The sequence below is a fragment of the Arthrobacter sp. RCC_34 genome, from assembly GCF_041360795.1.
In the GTDB taxonomy this organism is placed as follows: Bacteria; Actinomycetota; Actinomycetes; order Actinomycetales; family Micrococcaceae; genus Arthrobacter_E.
On sequence record NZ_JBFUPW010000002.1, the window covers coordinates 291,607 to 308,651 of the forward strand.

The 17,045-nt window shown below is 69.7% G+C and carries 14 protein-coding genes; 7 read left to right on the forward strand and 7 right to left on the reverse strand.

Going from position 1 to position 17,045, the window contains the following annotated elements:
• Positions 1 to 18: 18 nt before the first annotated feature.
• On the forward strand, positions 19 to 1,791 hold the full coding sequence (locus AB6732_RS10070; RefSeq protein ID WP_370959834.1) for a biotin carboxylase N-terminal domain-containing protein: 1,773 nt from the start codon (positions 19 to 21) through the stop codon (positions 1,789 to 1,791).
• A gap of 73 nt (positions 1,792 to 1,864) precedes the next feature.
• Here AB6732_RS10070 and AB6732_RS10075 read toward each other — a convergent pair whose 3' ends face one another.
• The 4 genes from AB6732_RS10075 to AB6732_RS10090 form a co-directional block, all read right to left on the reverse strand.
• Positions 1,865 to 2,731: a cytochrome c oxidase assembly protein gene (locus AB6732_RS10075; protein WP_370959835.1), complete on the reverse strand. Its 867-nt coding sequence runs from the start codon at positions 2,729 to 2,731 to the stop codon at positions 1,865 to 1,867.
• 180 nt (positions 2,732 to 2,911) lie between these two features.
• On the reverse strand, positions 2,912 to 4,333 hold the full coding sequence (locus tag AB6732_RS10080; protein WP_370959836.1) for an MFS transporter: 1,422 nt from the start codon (positions 4,331 to 4,333) through the stop codon (positions 2,912 to 2,914).
• A 175-nt stretch (positions 4,334 to 4,508) separates the two neighbouring features.
• The gene (locus AB6732_RS10085) at positions 4,509 to 5,204 is read right to left on the reverse strand and encodes an alpha/beta fold hydrolase (protein WP_370959837.1); all 696 of its coding nucleotides are present in this window, start codon (positions 5,202 to 5,204) and stop codon (positions 4,509 to 4,511) included.
• 69 nt (positions 5,205 to 5,273) lie between these two features.
• Positions 5,274 to 5,516: a PLDc N-terminal domain-containing protein gene (locus tag AB6732_RS10090; RefSeq protein ID WP_370959838.1), complete on the reverse strand. Its 243-nt coding sequence runs from the start codon at positions 5,514 to 5,516 to the stop codon at positions 5,274 to 5,276.
• A gap of 123 nt (positions 5,517 to 5,639) precedes the next feature.
• Between AB6732_RS10090 and AB6732_RS10095 the strand changes: the two genes are divergently transcribed.
• Positions 5,640 to 6,125, forward strand: a complete 486-nt coding sequence (locus tag AB6732_RS10095; protein WP_370959839.1) for a DUF2087 domain-containing protein — start codon at positions 5,640 to 5,642, stop codon at positions 6,123 to 6,125.
• 24 nt (positions 6,126 to 6,149) lie between these two features.
• Here AB6732_RS10095 and AB6732_RS10100 read toward each other — a convergent pair whose 3' ends face one another.
• Positions 6,150 to 7,571: an NAD(P)H-quinone dehydrogenase gene (locus tag AB6732_RS10100; RefSeq protein ID WP_370959840.1), complete on the reverse strand. Its 1,422-nt coding sequence runs from the start codon at positions 7,569 to 7,571 to the stop codon at positions 6,150 to 6,152.
• Positions 7,572 to 7,760: 189 nt separating this feature from the next.
• On the opposite strand from AB6732_RS10100, the gene AB6732_RS10105 reads away from it, so the two are divergent.
• From AB6732_RS10105 to AB6732_RS10120, 4 genes are all read left to right on the forward strand, one after another.
• A complete protein-coding gene (locus tag AB6732_RS10105) occupies positions 7,761 to 8,555 on the forward strand; it encodes a purine-nucleoside phosphorylase (protein ID WP_107002134.1) in 795 nt (264 codons plus the stop codon).
• A gap of 3 nt (positions 8,556 to 8,558) precedes the next feature.
• Positions 8,559 to 10,328, forward strand: coding sequence for a phospho-sugar mutase (locus AB6732_RS10110; protein WP_370959841.1), 1,770 nt, complete (start codon positions 8,559 to 8,561; stop codon positions 10,326 to 10,328).
• A gap of 95 nt (positions 10,329 to 10,423) precedes the next feature.
• Positions 10,424 to 11,098 carry a deoxyribose-phosphate aldolase gene (gene deoC, locus AB6732_RS10115; RefSeq protein ID WP_370959842.1) on the forward strand — a complete coding sequence of 225 codons (675 nt, stop codon included), beginning with the start codon at positions 10,424 to 10,426 and terminating at the stop codon, positions 11,096 to 11,098.
• 109 nt (positions 11,099 to 11,207) lie between these two features.
• Entirely contained in the window at positions 11,208 to 11,444 is a 237-nt protein-coding gene (locus AB6732_RS10120) for a hypothetical protein (RefSeq protein WP_307496291.1), read from the forward strand.
• Between the two features lie 79 nt (positions 11,445 to 11,523).
• On the opposite strand, the gene mfd is transcribed toward AB6732_RS10120, so the two are convergent.
• The gene (mfd, locus tag AB6732_RS10125) at positions 11,524 to 15,210 is read right to left on the reverse strand and encodes a transcription-repair coupling factor (protein ID WP_370959843.1); all 3,687 of its coding nucleotides are present in this window, start codon (positions 15,208 to 15,210) and stop codon (positions 11,524 to 11,526) included.
• A 188-nt stretch (positions 15,211 to 15,398) separates the two neighbouring features.
• Entirely contained in the window at positions 15,399 to 16,100 is a 702-nt protein-coding gene (locus tag AB6732_RS10130) for a transglycosylase family protein (RefSeq protein WP_370959844.1), read from the reverse strand.
• Between the two features lie 364 nt (positions 16,101 to 16,464).
• On the opposite strand from AB6732_RS10130, the gene AB6732_RS10135 reads away from it, so the two are divergent.
• Positions 16,465 to 16,962: a DUF2505 domain-containing protein gene (locus AB6732_RS10135; protein ID WP_370959845.1), complete on the forward strand. Its 498-nt coding sequence runs from the start codon at positions 16,465 to 16,467 to the stop codon at positions 16,960 to 16,962.
• The last annotated feature ends 83 nt before the right edge of the window (positions 16,963 to 17,045 follow it).

A 17,045-nucleotide genomic window follows, 5' to 3' on the forward strand; every position in this document is an offset into this window, starting at 1 on the left:
TTCGAGGAGTTCCCTGCCATGACCCAGTTGAGCAAGGTGCTGATCGCCAATCGCGGCGAGATCGCAGTGCGCGTCATCCGAGCCGCCCGTGACGAAGGCATCCAGTCCGTGGCGGTCTACGCCGACCCGGATCGCGACGCCCTGCACGTCAAGCTCGCGGACGAGGCGTACGCCCTGGGTGGCAACACGGCCGCCGAGTCGTACCTGGTCATCGACAAGCTCCTCGACGTGGCCCGCCAGTCCGGCGCCGACGCCGTGCACCCCGGCTACGGCTTCCTCGCCGAGAACGCCGAATTCGCCCAGCGCGTGATCGATGCGGGCCTGACCTGGATCGGCCCCTCCCCCGAGGCCATCGACGCCCTGGGTGACAAGGCGAAGGCCAAGCACATCGCCCTCGCCGCCGGAGCACCGCTCGCCCCGGGCCTCAAGGACCCGGTCAAGAATGCCGACGAGATCATCTCGTTCGCCCAGGAGTTCGGTCTGCCGGTGGCCATCAAGGCCGTCTTCGGTGGCGGCGGCCGCGGCCTGAAGGTCGCCCGCACCCTTGAGGAGATCCCGGAACTCTACGAATCCGCCGTGCGCGAAGCCGTCACGGCGTTCGGCCGCGGCGAGTGCCTGGTCGAGAAGTTCCTCGACTCCCCGCGCCACGTGGAGACCCAGTGCCTCGCGGACGCCCACGGCAACGTCGTCGTGGTGTCCACGCGTGACTGCTCGCTCCAGCGCCGCAACCAGAAGCTGGTCGAAGAGGCTCCCGCTCCTTTCCTCACCGAGGAGCAGAACCGCAGCCTCTACGAGTCCTCCAAGGCCATCCTCAAGGAGGCCGGCTATCTCGGCGCCGGCACCTGCGAGTTCCTGGTCGGCCAGGACGGGACCATCAGCTTCCTGGAGGTCAACACCCGCCTTCAGGTGGAGCACTGCGTCTCCGAAGAGGTCTCCGGACTCGATCTGGTCCGCGAGCAGTTCCGTCTCGCCCGCGGCGAGGAACTGGGCTACGGCGACCCGGAGGTCCGCGGGCACTCCTTCGAGTTCCGCATCAACGGCGAGGACGCCGGACGCAACTTCATGCCGGCGCCCGGCACCGTGGAGACCATCAGCTTCCCCAGCGGACCCGGCGTGCGCGTGGACTCCGGCATCCAGGCCGGCGAGGTCATCAGCGGCAACTTCGACTCCATGCTGGCCAAGCTGATCGTGACCGGTTCCAGCCGCAAGCAGGCGCTCGAGCGCTCGCGCCGCGCCCTGGCCGAGCTCGAGATCACCGGCATGCCGACCGTGACGCCGTTCCACCGCGCCGTCGTCTCCGACCCGGCTTTCGCCCCGGAGGAAGGCCCGTTCCAGGTGCACACGCGCTGGATCGAGACGGCCTTCGACAACACCATTCCTCCGTTCGCGGGCGTCCCCGGCGCCGCAGACGACGCCGAACCGCGCCAGAACGTCGTGGTGGAAGTCGGCGGCAAGCGCCTCGAGGTCAGCCTCCCGGCGTCGTTCGCCTCCGTGGCGGCCGGCCCGGCCAAGGCCGCGAAGGCCCGGAAGCCGAAGAAGTCCGGCCGCGGCGGGGCTGCCGGAGCCGCCGCCAGCGGTGACGACCTCACCTCCCCCATGCAGGGCACCATCGTGAAGGTGGCCGTGGCCGACGGCGATGTGGTGGCCGAGGGCGATCTGATCGTGGTCCTGGAGGCCATGAAGATGGAGCAGCCGCTGACGGCGCACAAGGCCGGCACCGTGACCGGTCTGACCGCTCAGCCGGGCGAGACCGTCACCGCGGGGGCCGTGCTGGCCACGATCGCGGACTAACACCCGTTCCGACGCCGAAGGCGCGGCACCCTCAGGGGTGCCGCGCCTTCGGCGTTTCCGGACCTTCGCGCGTTCAGGAACGGTTCAGGTGGCGCCGGTTCAGCTCCGCCAGCTCCTCGTCGCTGAGGTCGTCGATGGCTTGCGCGTCGGCCTTGTCGCTGCGCTGGAACCGCATCATCATGAGGACGATCAACGGCAGGTCCACCACTTCGGCCACGAACCACAGAAGGTCACCGGCGAGCTGCTGATCCCGCAGAGCCCCCGGGAACCAACCGAGCGCGCCGGGCACGGGTTCGGCGAACCCGTCCAGCACGGTGCCGGACAGACGGAGGAGGATCCCCGGCACGGCGTCGGCCAGCAGCTCGATGAAGACGTAGATGAACCCCACCACCATCACGGCACTGCTCGCGGGGCGTTCCTCCCCCTCGACCGCGGGCAGGACCATGAGCAGGCCGATCGCGGGGGCCAGGAGCACCGTCAGCGCGCCCGCCAGCGGATCGGTCCGGAGCAGGTACAGGACAGGCGTCAGGAACGAGGCGAAGACCGCCAGACCCAGCAGCGGCGCGACCACCGGGTGGGACAGCACCCGGACCGGGCGGCTGGCCATGAAGGCGTCCACGCGGCGTCGTCCGTTCTTGCCGAGCGTCTCCCGCGCGAGTGCCAGGGGGCGGCCCGCGGCGAGCAGCAGCGGGACCACGAAGACGTATCCGGCCACTTTAACGGTGAAGACCCACCGCAGAGAGGCGCCGTAGACGCCCGGGAAGCCGCACGACAGGTACAGGAAGAGCAGGATGCCCAGCCCGAAGCTCACGACCCGCCTGACAGGCCAGTGCTCCGCCTTCCGGACGCCCCGGGCATACAGCACCGCGACGACGGCGGCGAGGAGCAGCGCAGGGATGTCGGCGGTCCAGCTGGTGGCGAGAGCGCTCAGAGGGGGCATGGTGCGGAACCTTCCTGATGACGGCGGTCTCCCCGCCCCCAGGGTCCCGCCCGGCCGATCCCGAGTGACCGTCCCATGGTACCGAGACGAGCCCGGGGCTCTTCCCAGGAACGCCGACGGCCCGGCCTCCAGAGGGGGCCGGGCCGTGCGAGCCGCGGGTGCCGAGTCCGTCCGACGGACTCAGGCGACGTTGTTCTCGTAGTCCACGTCCGCCGTCTCACGGGTCAAGAACAGGGCCACCAGGGTCAGCACGGCGGCCAGCGCCAGGTAGACGCCCACCATCCACGTGCTGCCGTGGCCGACCTGCCAGAGGGCGATCGCCACGAACGACGCCGGGGCGGCGCCGATGACGCTGGAGAGGTTGTAGGCCACGGCCGAACCGGTGTAGCGGACGTTCGAGGGGAACAGTTCCGGCAGGTAGGCCGCCATCGGTCCGAAGGTGAGGCCCATCAGCGTGAAGCCGATGATCAGGCCGACCATCGCGGCGCCCGGGCCGGGGCCGAACATGAGCGTCCAGGCGCAGCCGAAGACGAAGATCCCCGACGTGACCCAGATCAGGAACTTCCGGCGTCCGTACTTCTCGGCCAGCGGGCCGGAGACCACGGTGAAGATGCCGAAGAACACCACACCGAGGATGAGCATCCACTGGAAGAGCGTCTTGTCGACGCCGAGACCCGGGACGAAGGCGGCCGGATCGAAGGCCTTCCCGGCCTTCTTCGCGGCGGCTTCGGCCTTGGCGGCGGTGTCGGCCGCGGTCCCATAGGTCAGGGTGAAGCTCGTCATGAGGTAGAAGAGCACGTAGGTGGCCAGCATGATGAACGTGCCGGCCAGGACCTGGCGCCAGTGGAACCGGAAGGTGACGGCCAGCGGGACACGGGCGACCTTGTCCTCGGCGATGACCTTCTGGAAGGACAGCGACTCTTCCAGCTTGAGGCGGACGTACAGGCCGACGGCCACGATCACGGCCGAGAGGATGAACGGAACGCGCCAGCCCCAGTCCAGGAACTGCTGCGGAGTCAGCCACGTCTGGAGGGCGACGAAGATCAGGTTCGAGAGGATGAAGCCGATGGGAGCGCCCAGCTGCGGGAACGTGCCCCAGATGGCGCGCTTGCCCGCCGGGGCGTTCTCGGTGGCCAGCAGCGCGGCGCCGGACCACTCGCCGCCAAGGGCGATGCCCTGTGCGAACCGGAGGACCACGAGCGCCAGCGGGGCCAGGACGACCCAGCCCCCGGCGGCCGGCGGGAGGAACCCGATGAGGAAGGTCGCGATGCCCATGGTCAGCAGCGAGGCCACCAGGGTTCCCTTACGGCCCAGCTTGTCACCGAAGTGGCCGAACAGGATGGAGCCGATGGGGCGGGCCACGAAGGCCACTCCGAAGATGGCGAAGGCGCTCAGGATCGCGTTGATGTCCGTGGCGTTCGGGAAGAAGAGCCGCGGGAACACGAGCACGGATGCCGTGGCGTACGCGTAGAAGTCGTAGAACTCGATCGTGGTGCCGATGAGGCTGGCGAAGATCACGCGTCCGCGCGTGTTGGCGGCGGGCGCCGCCGCTGGTGCCCCCGGAGTTCCCGGGGCAGCCGGTGTGGCTGGAGTGGATGACATGGGTCCGGCTTTCCTTCCGGGCGGCCCGCCCCCTGAAGCGGCCGCCATGCTATGAGACGGCGTTCATCTTAACCACCGAGGTCCATCTACTGGACAACCGTGTCCAACATGTGGAATGACTCGCACGGACAGTTTCAGAAAAGATCCGGCCGCCCCGCCCCCGCCAGGCGGGAGGTCAGCGGGACGCCGCCTCCGCGATGAGGCCGGTGAGCCGCTCCGGGACGGAGAACTGGGGCCAGTGACCCGAACCGATGGTCACGACGTCGAGCGATTTCACGGCCGCCGCCTCGTCCGCGAACGCACCCCACTGGGCCAGCGCCGCGCGGAACTGCTCCTCGTTCATGCCGCCCGAGAGGACGGTCACCGGCACGTCGTACCGTCGCTCGTCCGTCAGGGAGATGGGCCCAGTAGGCACCTGCGCAGGGACGCTGAACGTGGCGTTCGCGGCACGTTCCCGCACCTCCGGGGTGAGGTCGTACACCTCTTCCTCATCGAAGAAGTCCCAGCCCGGGAACGGGATCACGCCGTCCATCACGTCGAATTCCGAGATCATGGCGCCTGGCGGCGGCACGGCGGTGTCGACGAGGATCACGCGCGAGACCTTGTCCGGACGCGCGTCCGCGGCGCCCCACACCACGTTGCCTCCGCCGCTGTGGCCGACGAGGACCACGGGCCCTTCCAGCGCGTCGATCTGCGTGACGGTCGCCGCGACCCAGTCGTCGATGGTGAGGGAGGACGACTCCGCGGCCGGCGCGCCGACGCCGGGCAGAGTGAGGGGATGCGGACGGTGTCCGGCGGCGATGAGCCCCGGGGTCACCTCATCCCACGAGGACGCGTCGAGCCAGAGACCGGGTACGAGGAGGAGATCCATGGGGTCAGCCTACGCTCGCCCTCCGACGATTTTCGAGGGGTCGTTTCGCTGGTGGAGTGTGTGCGGCGCTTAGCCCGACGGCGTGCCCTTCGTCGACCGCGTCCGCGCCCGCAACACGGCGTACAGCACTGCTCCGATCAGTGGGACCGCAAGGATCAGCAGGGCCCACAGCAGACGAGACCGCAAAGGCAGCCGACGATCGGTGAGCGCAACGAGGAAAGCCGCCAGGACGCCTGCAGCGATGACAACACAGGGAATCGAGGCGAGACCCATGTCCCAGTAGTTCGGATTCAGCTCAGATGGTTGGTTCATGACGCTGACGAGCAGGCGGCTCGTCCCCCCATTTCCCTCGGCGGTCGACTGAACCCAGTATCCCAGGAAAAGACCGTTCGACCAGCCTGGAAGAGTGCCCGGCCTCCCACTAGAGTGGCGGGCATGTCTGCTCTCAGTTCCGTCCGGGTGCTCCTCAGTCTCCTCCGGTCGCCGAAGTCCGCTCCTCTGGTCAGCCGTCTGGCCGCCGGAGAAACCGTCAACGCCGAAGAACGCCTCGCCGGGAACCTCGTGCAGAGCGGACTGGCTGTCGCCGACGACGGCGGGCTCAGACTCGCGCCGGACGTCCTGGGGCAGGCCCTCGCGGCTCTGGACCCGGCAGCGCAGCTCGACACCCTGCTCGCCACCCCGAGGATCGCGCTGGCGGGCCGGGCGCCGGGCAGCGTGAACGGCCTCGTCCACGCGGTGGTCACGCGCTGTGTCCGGGACGGTGAGGTGCTCTCCGAAGCCCAGGTCAACGAACGGCTGTCCGTCCTGGTCGAGGATGTCGCGTTCTTCCGCCGGCACGCCGTGGACCTGGACATCCTCCGCCGGAAGCTCGACGGGTCCGCCTACTGGCTCAACCCGCCGTCGTCGTCCTGGATGTCATAGGCGCAGTAGACGGCGCGGTGGCGACTAGCCGTCGTAGTGGTGCACGTGCAGGCGGCGCGCCGCCTCCGCGATGGAACCGGTCAGCGAGGGGAAGACCGTGAAGGTGCTCGCGACGTCGTCCACATGCAGCTTCTTCGCCACGGCGAGGGCGATCGGGAAGATCAGCTCCGACGCGTTCGGACCCACCACGACGCCGCCGATCACGGTGCCCGAGCCCTTGCGGGAGATGATCTTGACGAAGCCGTCCTTGGAGTTCCGCATCTTGGCGCGCGGGTTGGCCTTGAGCGGCAGCATGACGACGTCGCCCTGGTAGCGGCCCGTGGAGAGGTCCTTCTCGGAGACGCCCACCGAGGCGATCTCCGGGGAAGTGAAGATGTTGGAGGCCACCTCGTTGAGCTTGAGGGGGCGGACGCCGTCGCCCATGATGTGGGCCACCGCGATGCGGCCCTGCATGGCGGCCACGGACGCCAGCGCGAACACCCCGGTGCAGTCGCCGGCCGCGTAGAGGTTGTGGGCCGTGGTGCGGGAGACGCCGTCGACCTTGATGTGGCCGGAGTCGGTCAGGGCGACCCCGGCGTTCTCCAGGCCGATGCCCTCGGTGTTCGGGATCGAGCCCACACACATGAGGCAGTGGGTGCCCGTGATGGTGCTGCCGTCGCCGAGGGTGACGAGCACGCCGTCCTCGGTGCGCTCCACCTTCTCGGCACGCGAGCGGGACAGGACGCGGACGCCGCGGCGTTCGAAGACCTCTTCCAGCACGTCGGCGGCGTCGCTGTCCTCACCCGGGAGGACCTGGTCGCGGCTGGAGATCAGGGTGACCTTGGACCCCAGGCCGTTGTACGCGGAAGCGAACTCGGCGCCGGTCACGCCGGAACCGACCACGATCAGTTCCTCGGGAAGCGTGGTCAGATTGTAGAGCTGGGTCCAGTTCAGGATCCGCTCGCCGTCCGGCTTGGCGCTCGGCAGCTCGCGGGGGTGGGCGCCGACGGCGAGGATGATGGCGTCGGCGTCGACCGTCCGCACCGAGCCCGACTTGGTGGTGACCTTGATGGTGCGGTCGTCCTGCAGCACGCCGTCGCCGATCAGGATCTTAACGCCGGCCTCCTCGAGGCTGCGGCGGATGTCGTCCGACTGCTCTTGGGCCAGCTCCATGACACGACGGTCGATGTGCTCCAGATCGGCGACCATGGTCGGCGCGCCGGAGTCCACCTCGAAACGGACCCCCAGGGAGTGGGCCTCCGAGACCCGCGCCATGAGGTCGGCGGTGGCGATCAGCGTCTTGGAGGGCACGACGTCGGTCAGCACCGCGGCGCCTCCCAGGCCGTTGCGCTCGATGACGGTGACCTTCGCACCCAGGGATGCGGCGACCGCGGCGGCCTCGTAACCACCGGGACCACCTCCGAGGACGGCGATACGGGGCGCGGCGAAATCAGGATGCGTGCTCACAAAGGACAATTCTGTCCCATGCACTGCCCCACTGCCAGCCGAGGACCCGTCACGAAGCGGTCACCGGGCCGAAAGTGACGCATCCCACGGAGGCGGCGACGCCCCTGGCAGCCCGTGCTGGGCACGTGCTGTGCAAGAGCGCGGCCCTGCGAGTACGGTTTTCCCGTGACTACCTTGGACTTGAACACGATGGATCCCTTCGAGGCCGCGAAGCTCGCCGCTGAGCACATCGCCCGCGAAACCGGGGTCGAACAGCACGACGTCGCCCTGGTGCTGGGCTCCGGCTGGGGCGGCGCCGCCGACCTCATCGGTGAGACGACCCACACCCTGGACGCCGCGACCGTGCCCGGCTTCCACGCCCCGGCGGTGGTCGGCCACACCGGCACCATCCGTTCGGTCCTCACCTCCGATGGCAAGCGCGCCCTGGTCCTCGGCGCCCGCACCCACTTCTACGAGCGCAAGGGCGTCCGCGCGGTCGCGCACGGCGTCCGCACCGCGGCGGCCGCCGGCTGCAAGACCCTCGTGCTGACCAACGGCTGCGGTGGCCTGAACGAGAACTGGAAGCCCGGCACCCCCGTGCTGATCAGCGACCACATCAACCTCACGGCGGCCTCCCCGCTCGAAGGCGCCACCTTCGTCGACCTCACGGACCTGTACTCCTCCCGCATCCGCGGCCTGGCCCGCGAAGTGGACCCCACCCTGGAGGAGGGCGTCTACGCGCAGTTCACCGGCCCGCACTACGAGACCCCGGCCGAAGTCCAGATGGCCAAGATCATCGGCGCGAGCCTCGTCGGCATGTCCACCGCCTTGGAAGCCATCGCGGGCCGTCAGGCCGGCATGGAGGTCTTCGGCATCTCCCTCGTGACGAACCTCGCCGCAGGCATCAGCCCCGAGCCGCTCAGCCACGCCGAGGTCCTGGAGGCCGGGCAGGCCGCCGGCCCGCGCATCTCCGCCCTGCTCGCCCAGATCATCGGCAAGCTCTGAGCCATGGCCCCGCACAGCACGGCGCACGACGACGCCGCCTCCACTCCCCTGCCCACCGGCCTCGCGCAGCGGGCCCGGGAGTGGGCGTCCACCGACCCTGACAGCGCCACCGCGGCGCAGCTGCTCGCCCTCGTGGACGACGCGGAGCGCGGCTCCGCCACGGCGGCGGCCGAGCTGGAGGACGCGTTCTCCGGGACCCTGCAGTTCGGCACGGCCGGACTCCGCGCCGCGCTGGGCCCGGGTCCGATGCGGATGAACCGCGTGGTGGTGCGCCGAGCCGCGGCCGGGTTCGCGGCCTTCCTCAACGACGCCCTGGGCGCCGACAGCGAGGCCCGTGCGCCGCGCGTCGTGGTCGGCTTCGACGCCCGGCACAATTCGGACGTCTTCGCGCGGGACTCCGCCGCCGTGTTCACGGCAGCGGGCCTGGAGGTCTTCCTCATGCCGTCCGCGCTGCCGACCCCCCTGCTCGCCTACGCCGTGCGGGCCCTGGACGCCGACGGCGGCGTGATGGTCACGGCCAGCCACAATCCGCCGCAGGACAACGGCTACAAGGTCTACCTCGGCGGACGCGCCGTGCCCGAAGGTGCCCGCGGCTCGCAGATCGTGGAGCCGTACGACGCTCGGATCGCAGCGGCGATCGCCGCCGTCGGACCGTCCGAGTCGATCGCTCTGGCCGAGTCCGGCTGGGAGGTCCTCCCGGCGACCATCGAGGACGACTACCGCGCAGCGGTGGTCGCGCTGGCACTGCCCGACCGCTTCCCGGAGCGGGACCTGGACATCGTCCTCACCCCGATGCACGGCGTCGGCGGGCGGACCACCGAGGCGGTGCTGCGCGCGGCCGGATTCCCGTCGGTGACGCAGGTCGCCGAGCAGGCGCAGCCCGACCCCGATTTCCCCACCGTGAGCTTCCCCAATCCGGAGGAGCCCGGCGCGCTCGACCTGGCCCTGGCCCTCGCCGCGGAGCGCGGTGCGGACGTGGTCCTGGCCAACGACCCCGACGCCGACCGCGCCGCCGTGGCCGCTTTCGACCCGGACGCGGACGGCGGCCGTGGCGCGTGGCGGATGCTGCGCGGCGACGAGGTGGGCGCCCTGCTGGGGGCCCACATGGCCGACCGTCTCGCCGGCCGGACCGAGGGCGTCTTCGCGAACTCGATCGTGTCCTCCCGGCTGCTCTCCCGCATCGCGGCCGCCGCCGGCTATGAGCACCGCGAGACCCTCACCGGGTTCAAGTGGATCTCCCGCGTGCCGGGGCTCGTCTACGGCTACGAGGAGGCCCTCGGGTACTGCGTGGCGCCGGAGCTGGCCCGCGACAAGGACGGGATCTCCGCCGCCCTGCTGATCGCGGAGCTCGCGGCCCACGCCAAGGCGCAGGGCACCTCGCTCTTCGGTCTTCTCGACGCGCTGGCCCTGGAGCACGGCCTGCATGCGAGCGATCAGCTGAGCGTCCGGGTGTCCGATCTCAGCCTCCTGGACACCATGATGGCGACCCTCCGCGCGACTCCCCCGGCGGCGCTGGCGGACTCCGCCGTCGTCGTCGCGCAGGACCTGGCACAGGGCACCGAGGAGATTCCCGGCACTAACGGACTCAAGTACCTCAGCGAGGACGGCACGCAGGTGATCGTGCGGCCCAGCGGCACGGAACCGAAACTCAAGTGCTACCTCGAAGTGGTCGTGCCGGTCGACGGCGCGGACGCGCTGCCCGCGGCCAAGCAGGAGGCCCGACGCCGGCTGGACGCCGTGCTGGACGGCATGAGGTCCGCGCTGGGCGTCTGAGCGCCCGGCATGAGATTCTGGGGGATCACCGCACACACCCGGCGCGCCACCACCCCTCGGCCCGCGCCACGACATCAGGCATGCAAAGGAAGACCATGAGCACGAACATCGCCTCTTACATCGACCACACCCTCCTCAAGCCGGACGCGAGCCGCGAGGACGTGCAGCGCCTCTGCGCCGAGGCCGTGGAGTACGGCTTCAAGTCCGTGTGCGTGAACCCTGTCTGGGTGAAGACCGCCGTCCAGGCGCTCAAGGGCAGCCAGGTCCTGTGCTGCGCCGTCGTGGGCTTCCCGCTGGGTGCCACGCCCACCGATGTGAAGGTCTTCGAGGCTCGCGGGGCCGTGGAGGACGGCGCCGCCGAGATCGACATGGTCATCAACATCGCCTCCGCCCGCGCGGACGACAAGGACGCGCTCGTGGAGGACATCGCCGCCGTGGCCGCCGCGGTGCACGACGGCGAGGCGATCCTGAAGGTCATCATCGAGACCGCGCTGCTCACGGACGAGCAGAAGGTCCTCGCCTGCCAGGCGTCCGTCGAGGCGGGAGCTGACTTCGTCAAGACCTCCACCGGCTTCAACGGCGGCGGGGCGACCGTGGAGGACGTGAAGCTCATGCGCGCCACCGTGGGTCCCGATCTGGGCGTCAAGGCGTCCGGCGGAGTGCGGAGCCTGGAGGATGCACAGGCTATGATTGCTGCTGGTGCCACCCGCATCGGCGCGAGCTCCGGCATCGCCATCGTCAAGGGCGAACAGGGTCAGAGCGACTACTGAGAACCCGGGGTCCCCTCACGGGGACCCGAGAGCGAGCCCCTGTCCGGGCCGCCCTGCGGAAGACTGACGACGTCCCAGCGGACGTCACGAGAAAGAAAGTTGGGAGACCATGTCCCGTCCGATCGGCAAAGAGAACAACACCGTCCAGTCCCTGGTGCTGTTCATCATCTGCTTCGCGCTGTTCGCCGGGGCTGTCTACTCGCTGTCCTTCCTGAGCCTGGAGAACACCTGGCCGGCCGCAGTGACCCTGATCCTGTTCGCGCTGGCCTTCGCCATTCCGCAGCACGTCCTCGGCCGCTCCGACACGCTCGCCGAGCTCGAGCGCGCCAAGCAGGACGCCAAGTAACGCTTTTCACCAGCACGAAGGCCCCGGAGGTTCTCCTCCGGGGCCTTCGTCGCTTAAGGGCCGTTGTCGTTCAGGCTGCCTAGTCCTCGAAGATCGCCGCGAGCACGTTGCGCGCCCACTCGAGGACCTGCGCGTCGGCGAGATCCCGCCCACCGACGCGGGCCGTCTTCGGCTTCGGGATCAGCACCGCGTTGAGCGCCGGCTTGATCTGGGAGCCCGGGTACATGCGGCTGAGGCGCATGGTCTTGGACTCCGGCAGCGCCGCCGGGGCGAACTTGATGAAGTTGCCCTGGACCGCGACGTCGGTCAGGCCGACCGCGCGGGCGGCCACCCGGAAGCGCGCCACGTCGAGGAGGTTGACCACCGGGGCGGGCGGCTCGCCGTAGCGGTCCACCAGTTCATCGCGCACCTCGTCGATGGCCGCCTCCGTGTGGGCCGCGGCAAGCTTGCGATAGGCCTCGAGCCGCAACCGCTCCCCCGGCACGTAGTCGTGCGGCAGGTGCGCGTTGATCGGCAGCTCGATCTTCATCTCCGCCGCCGCTTCCTCCTTCTCCCCGCGGTACTCCGCGACGGCCTCGCCGACCAGGCGGATGTAGAGGTCGAAGCCCACCCCCTGGATGTGGCCCGACTGCTCACCGCCCAGAAGGTTGCCCGCGCCGCGGATCTCCAGGTCCTTCATGGCGAGCTGCATGCCGGCGCCGAGTTCGTTGTGGGCGGCGACGGCCTTGAGACGTTCCAGGGCCACCTCGCCCAGCGGCTTCTCCGAGGGGTACAGGAAGTAGGCGTAGGCCCGCTCGCGGCCACGGCCCACACGGCCCCGGAGCTGGTGCAGCTGCGAGAGGCCGTAGTTGTTGGCGCCGTCCACGATCAGGGTGTTGGCGTTGGAGATGTCCAGACCGGTCTCGATGATGGTGGTGCACACCAGCACGTCGAACCGCTTCTCCCAGAAGTCCACGATGATCTGTTCCAGGCGCGCCTCGGTCATCTGGCCGTGGGCCACCTCGACACGCGCCTCCGGGACCAGCTCGCGGATGGACGCGGCCACCCGGTCGATCGAGGACACCCGGTTGTGCACGAAGAACACCTGGCCTTCGCGCATGAGCTCACGGCGGACCGCGGCGGAGACCTGCTTGTCCGTGTACGGGCCGACGTAGGTGAGCACGGGGTGGCGCTCCTCCGGGGGCGTGGCCAGCGTGGAGGTCTCCCGGATGCCGGTGAGGGACATCTCGAGGGTGCGCGGGATCGGGGTGGCGGACATGGCCAGCACGTCCACATTGGTGCGCATCTTCTTGAGCGCTTCCTTGTGCTCCACGCCGAAGCGCTGTTCCTCGTCGATGATGACGAGGCCCAGGTCCTTGAACTCGATCTCCTTGGACAGCAAGCGGTGCGTGCCGATCACGAGATCGACGCTGCCCTCCTTGACGCCCGCGAGCGTCTCCTTGGACTCCTTCGCGGTCTGGAACCTGGACAGGGCACGGACGCGGACCGGGAAGCCGGAGAAACGCTCGCTGAAGGTTTCGTGGTGCTGTTGGGCGAGGAGCGTGGTGGGCACCAGGACGGCCACCTGTTTGCCGTCCTGGATGGCCTTGAACGCGGCACGGACCGCGATCTCGGTCTTGCCGTAGCCGACGTCGCCGGAGACGAGACGGTCCATGGGGATCTCCTTCTCCATGTCCGCCTTGACCTCGTTGATGGTGGTCAGCTGATCCGGTGTCTCGACGTACGGGAACGCCTGCTCCAGCTCACGCTGCCAGGGGGTGTCCTGCCCGAAGGCGTGACCCTTGGACGCCATGCGGGCCGAGTACAGCCGGATGAGCTCCCCGGCGATCTCCTTGACCGCCCGGCGGGCCTTGGACTTGGTGGAGGCCCAGTCGGAGCCGCCCATCTTGCTGAGGGCAGGGGTGTCGCCGCCGACGTAGCGGGTGACCTGGTCGAGCTGATCGGTGGGGACGAAGAGGCGGTCCCCGGGGGCGCCGCGCTTGGACGGCGCATACTCCAGGACCAGGTACTCGCGCACCCCGTCCGAGCCGGCGGTCTTCCGCTGGACCAGCTCCACGAACCGGCCGATGCCGTGCTGTTCATGCACGACGAAGTCACCCGCGTGCAGGGACAGCGGGTCCACGGCGTTGCGGCGCCGGGACGGCATCTTCCGCATGTCCTTGGTGCCGCCACGGGCGCTCGAACGGCCGAGCAGATCCGCTTCCGTCAGGACGCCGAACTTCAGCCCGTCCAGCACGAAGCCGTGGCCGGCCTCGGCCGTGGTGATCTCGATGATGCCGGGAGCCGGCGCGTCCGCCAGGCGGTCAACCCGGGCACAGGGCACGTCGGCGTCGTGGAACAGCTCGGCGAGGCGCTGCGCCGGGCCCGGGCCGTCCGTGACGACCACGAGCCGCCAGGAGTCCTTGATCCGGGAGGAGATGAACTCCAGCATCTCCCCCACATCGCCGCGGTATCCGCGCGGTTCCCTGGCCCGCAGCGCCAGCACGTCGACGTCGTGCCCCAGCTCCTCGTCCACGCCCAGGGTGGAGACGTCCCACCAGGAGACGCCCGCCGACTGCGCGTCGGTCCGGGTGTCCGCGAGCGTGCGGAAGCTGGCCTCGTGCAGGAGGGCCTCCGGGTCCAGGCCGAGATCGAGCGGGGCGGCGCCCCCGTCCGAGGCAGTGGACCACGCGGCGGCGAGGAATTCCTCGTTGGTCGCGATGAGGTCGTGGGCACGGAGCCGGACCTTCTCGGGTTCGATCATGAAAGCGATCGAGCCCTCGGGCAGGGACGAGACGAACGGCACCATCGAGTCGACCAGGACGGGCGCCAGGGACTCCATGCCCTCCACCGTGATCCCGCCCGCGATCTTCTCCAGCATGTCCGCGGCGCCAGGCATGCTCTTCTGCAGCTTCGCGGCGCGAGACATGACGGACGGAGTGATGAGCAGCTCGCGGCACGGCGGAGCCCACAGCACCTCGGGGTGGACCACACCGTCGCCCGCGGAGAGGGAGCGCTGGTCGGCGACCGCGAAGTAGCGCATCTGCTCCACCTCGTCGCCGAAGAACTCGATGCGGATGGGATGGTTCTCGGTGGGCGGGAAGACGTCGAGGATGCCGCCGCGGACGGCGAACTCGCCGCGGTGCGTCACCATGTCCACGCGGGCATACGCCGCGGCGGCGAGCCGCCGGACGAGGTCCTCGAACGGCTCCTCCGCGCCGACCCTCACAGTGACCGGCTCCAGATCGCCGAGGCCCGCCACGACCGGCTGGACGACGGCGCGCACGGGCGCGACGACGACACGCAGCGGAGTGGGGAACGCCTCCGGGTGGGCCAGGCGGCGCAGCACGGTCAGGCGGCGTCCGACCGTGTCGGAACGGGGCGAGAGCCGCTCATGAGGCAGCGTCTCCCAGCTGGGGAACTCGACGACCTCGTCCTCGGGAAGATAAGCGCGCAGGGCGGCCGCCAGGTCCTCCGCCTCGCGGCCCGTGGCGGTCACGGCGAGCACGACGGCGGGCGCCGCGCCCACCGCGGTCCCGGCGCCGGCGTCGGGCGTCTCGGAGTCCAGCTCCTTGAGCCCGTCCACCAGCTCGGCGATCACCACGGGGTTGAGGCCGCTCGGCGCGCCCAGGTGGAAGTCGTCACTGCGCCGGGTGCCCTGGGCGGCGGACACCCGGACGTTGCCGAACGCCGGATCTTCGGCCAGGACGGTGCGGATGCCCGCAAGCTGCGCCTGGAACACGGCGGGATTCTGGGAGGAGGTGGCGGATGCGGTGCGAGGACTCATGCGGGCTGCTGCTTTCCTGGCGGGCTCGGTGAAGGGGGTCGCCACGGACCACACCGGGCAACACAAACACCCGGGACTTCTGAAAGTACCGGGTGTTTCCAGTGTAATCCGCCACGCGTGATCCCTCCCGGCCCCGATCTCTCACGAGGGGCGGGCCGGAAGGGATTCCGCGCCGGAAAGCCTGCGGATTACTCCGCGGGGATCTGCAGTTCCTGACCCGGGAAGATCAGGTTCACGTCGGTCACCGTGTTCGCGTTGGCATCGGCCAGGAGCTCCCAGCCGCCCTTCAGACCGAGCTTCTGCGCGATCTTGGCGAGGGTGTCGCCGGCCTCGACCGTGTAGGTCTTGCCGGTCACGGGGACCTCGGCCGCGTGACGCGGAGCGGGCTGAGCCTGCTGGACGGGAGCCTGCTGAACCGGGGCCTGCTCCACGGGAGCCTGCTGCGGGGCCTGCTGCTGGGTGTACTGACCCTGAGCCTGGACCTGCGTGTTCTGCGCCGGAGCCGGAGCCGGAGCCGCGGCGGCGGAACCGCCGCCATTGCCCGAGAGGCCGAGCTGGGAGGAGCAGGACGGCCAGGCGCCCCAGCCCTGGTTGGCCTGAACCTTCTCGGCGACGGCGATCTGCTGGGACTTGGAGGCCTGGGCAGCGGAACCGGTGCCGCCGTAGGCCTGCCAGGTGCTCTGGTCGAACTGCAGGCCACCGTAGTAGCCGTTGCCCGTGTTGATGGACCAGTTGCCACCGGACTCGCACTGAGCCAGTGCGTCCCAGGTGGACTCGCCGGCCGCGTTCGCCGCGGGAGCCGCGAGTGCGACTCCTCCCAGGAGTGCGCCGGATGCGGCGACGACTGCAAGAGAGCGACGGGTAGCCAGGGAGATTGCGTTCTGCTTCATGATTTCCAAATGCTCGGGGCTCCACCGGTACTCATTCCGTCCCCGGAAATCCTCGTACGCCACCGGCCCCTGACGTCTTGAGGTCAGGACGTGGTCACGGCACAGACGGTGGCGGTCGGTGGACGGCAGTGACCCGGCATATTCAGCCCATGGACAGGGAGTCCTCGTGGGCGTTGTCTCCGCCGGGATCAGATCTCCGGCGGCGGGGTTCGTTATCAAACCTTTATAGAGCGTAGGCCATCCACGCCGATCTGGCCAATCTCCTGCGCCTGTGAATCGCCTGAAAACCCGGAATCACAGGAACCCGCCTACCATGGTGGAGGCCCCCGCAGACCGCGCGGGCTCACCCGACCTTGGAGGATCCATGGCCCTGAACGCTTCGACCACCGTGCCCTTCGGACTGCCGGAGGTGGCGGCCGTCCTGGTCGACGAGAACTTCGTCCGCCACGTGAGCGAACTCGTGGGCGGCACCCTGGAGAGTTTCACGATCGACGGTGACACGGCCGCGGCGTTCACCGCCACCGTGGTGCGCACCGTTCCGACCACGCGCCTCCCGGACATCGCCCGCAAGGTCGTGGGCGAGGCCCTCACCGTCACGCAGCGCGAGTCGTGGACCGCTCCCCTGGAGGACGGCAGCCGTCAGGCAGACATCCAGATCTCGATCAGCGGCGCTCCCGTGAGCGCCTCCGCTCTGCAGAAGCTCGTCCCCGTGGACGGCCAGACCCGGATCGACGTCGAGGGTGAAGTGACCTCCTCCATCCCGTTCCTGGGCGGCAAGATCGCCGGCGCGGCCGAGCCGCTGGTCGGCAAGGCCCTCAACCTGCAGGCTCAGCAGGCGCAGTCCTGGCTCGAAAGCCACTGATTCCCGAACGGCCCTGAGGTTCCCGGCTGAGGTTTCGTGCCTGAGGTTCCCGGCCCCCTTCCGCTGAAACAGTGAGTTCCCGT

Coding starts and splice junctions, on each gene's coding strand:
- AB6732_RS10110 (WP_370959841.1), top strand. CDS start 8,559: ATGGCCCCGCACAGCACGGCGCACGACGACGCCGCCTCCACTCCCCTG.
- AB6732_RS10085 (WP_370959837.1), bottom strand. CDS start 5,204: ATGGATCTCCTCCTCGTACCCGGTCTCTGGCTCGACGCGTCCTCGTGG.
- AB6732_RS10070 (WP_370959834.1), top strand. CDS start 19: ATGACCCAGTTGAGCAAGGTGCTGATCGCCAATCGCGGCGAGATCGCA.
- deoC (WP_370959842.1), top strand. CDS start 10,424: ATGAGCACGAACATCGCCTCTTACATCGACCACACCCTCCTCAAGCCG.
- AB6732_RS10080 (WP_370959836.1), bottom strand. CDS start 4,333: ATGTCATCCACTCCAGCCACACCGGCTGCCCCGGGAACTCCGGGGGCA.
- mfd (WP_370959843.1), bottom strand. CDS start 15,210: ATGAGTCCTCGCACCGCATCCGCCACCTCCTCCCAGAATCCCGCCGTG.
- AB6732_RS10120 (WP_307496291.1), top strand. CDS start 11,208: ATGTCCCGTCCGATCGGCAAAGAGAACAACACCGTCCAGTCCCTGGTG.
- AB6732_RS10130 (WP_370959844.1), bottom strand. CDS start 16,100: ATGAAGCAGAACGCAATCTCCCTGGCTACCCGTCGCTCTCTTGCAGTC.
- AB6732_RS10105 (WP_107002134.1), top strand. CDS start 7,761: ATGGATCCCTTCGAGGCCGCGAAGCTCGCCGCTGAGCACATCGCCCGC.
- AB6732_RS10090 (WP_370959838.1), bottom strand. CDS start 5,516: ATGAACCAACCATCTGAGCTGAATCCGAACTACTGGGACATGGGTCTC.
- AB6732_RS10095 (WP_370959839.1), top strand. CDS start 5,640: ATGTCTGCTCTCAGTTCCGTCCGGGTGCTCCTCAGTCTCCTCCGGTCG.
- AB6732_RS10135 (WP_370959845.1), top strand. CDS start 16,465: ATGGCCCTGAACGCTTCGACCACCGTGCCCTTCGGACTGCCGGAGGTG.
- AB6732_RS10075 (WP_370959835.1), bottom strand. CDS start 2,731: ATGCCCCCTCTGAGCGCTCTCGCCACCAGCTGGACCGCCGACATCCCT.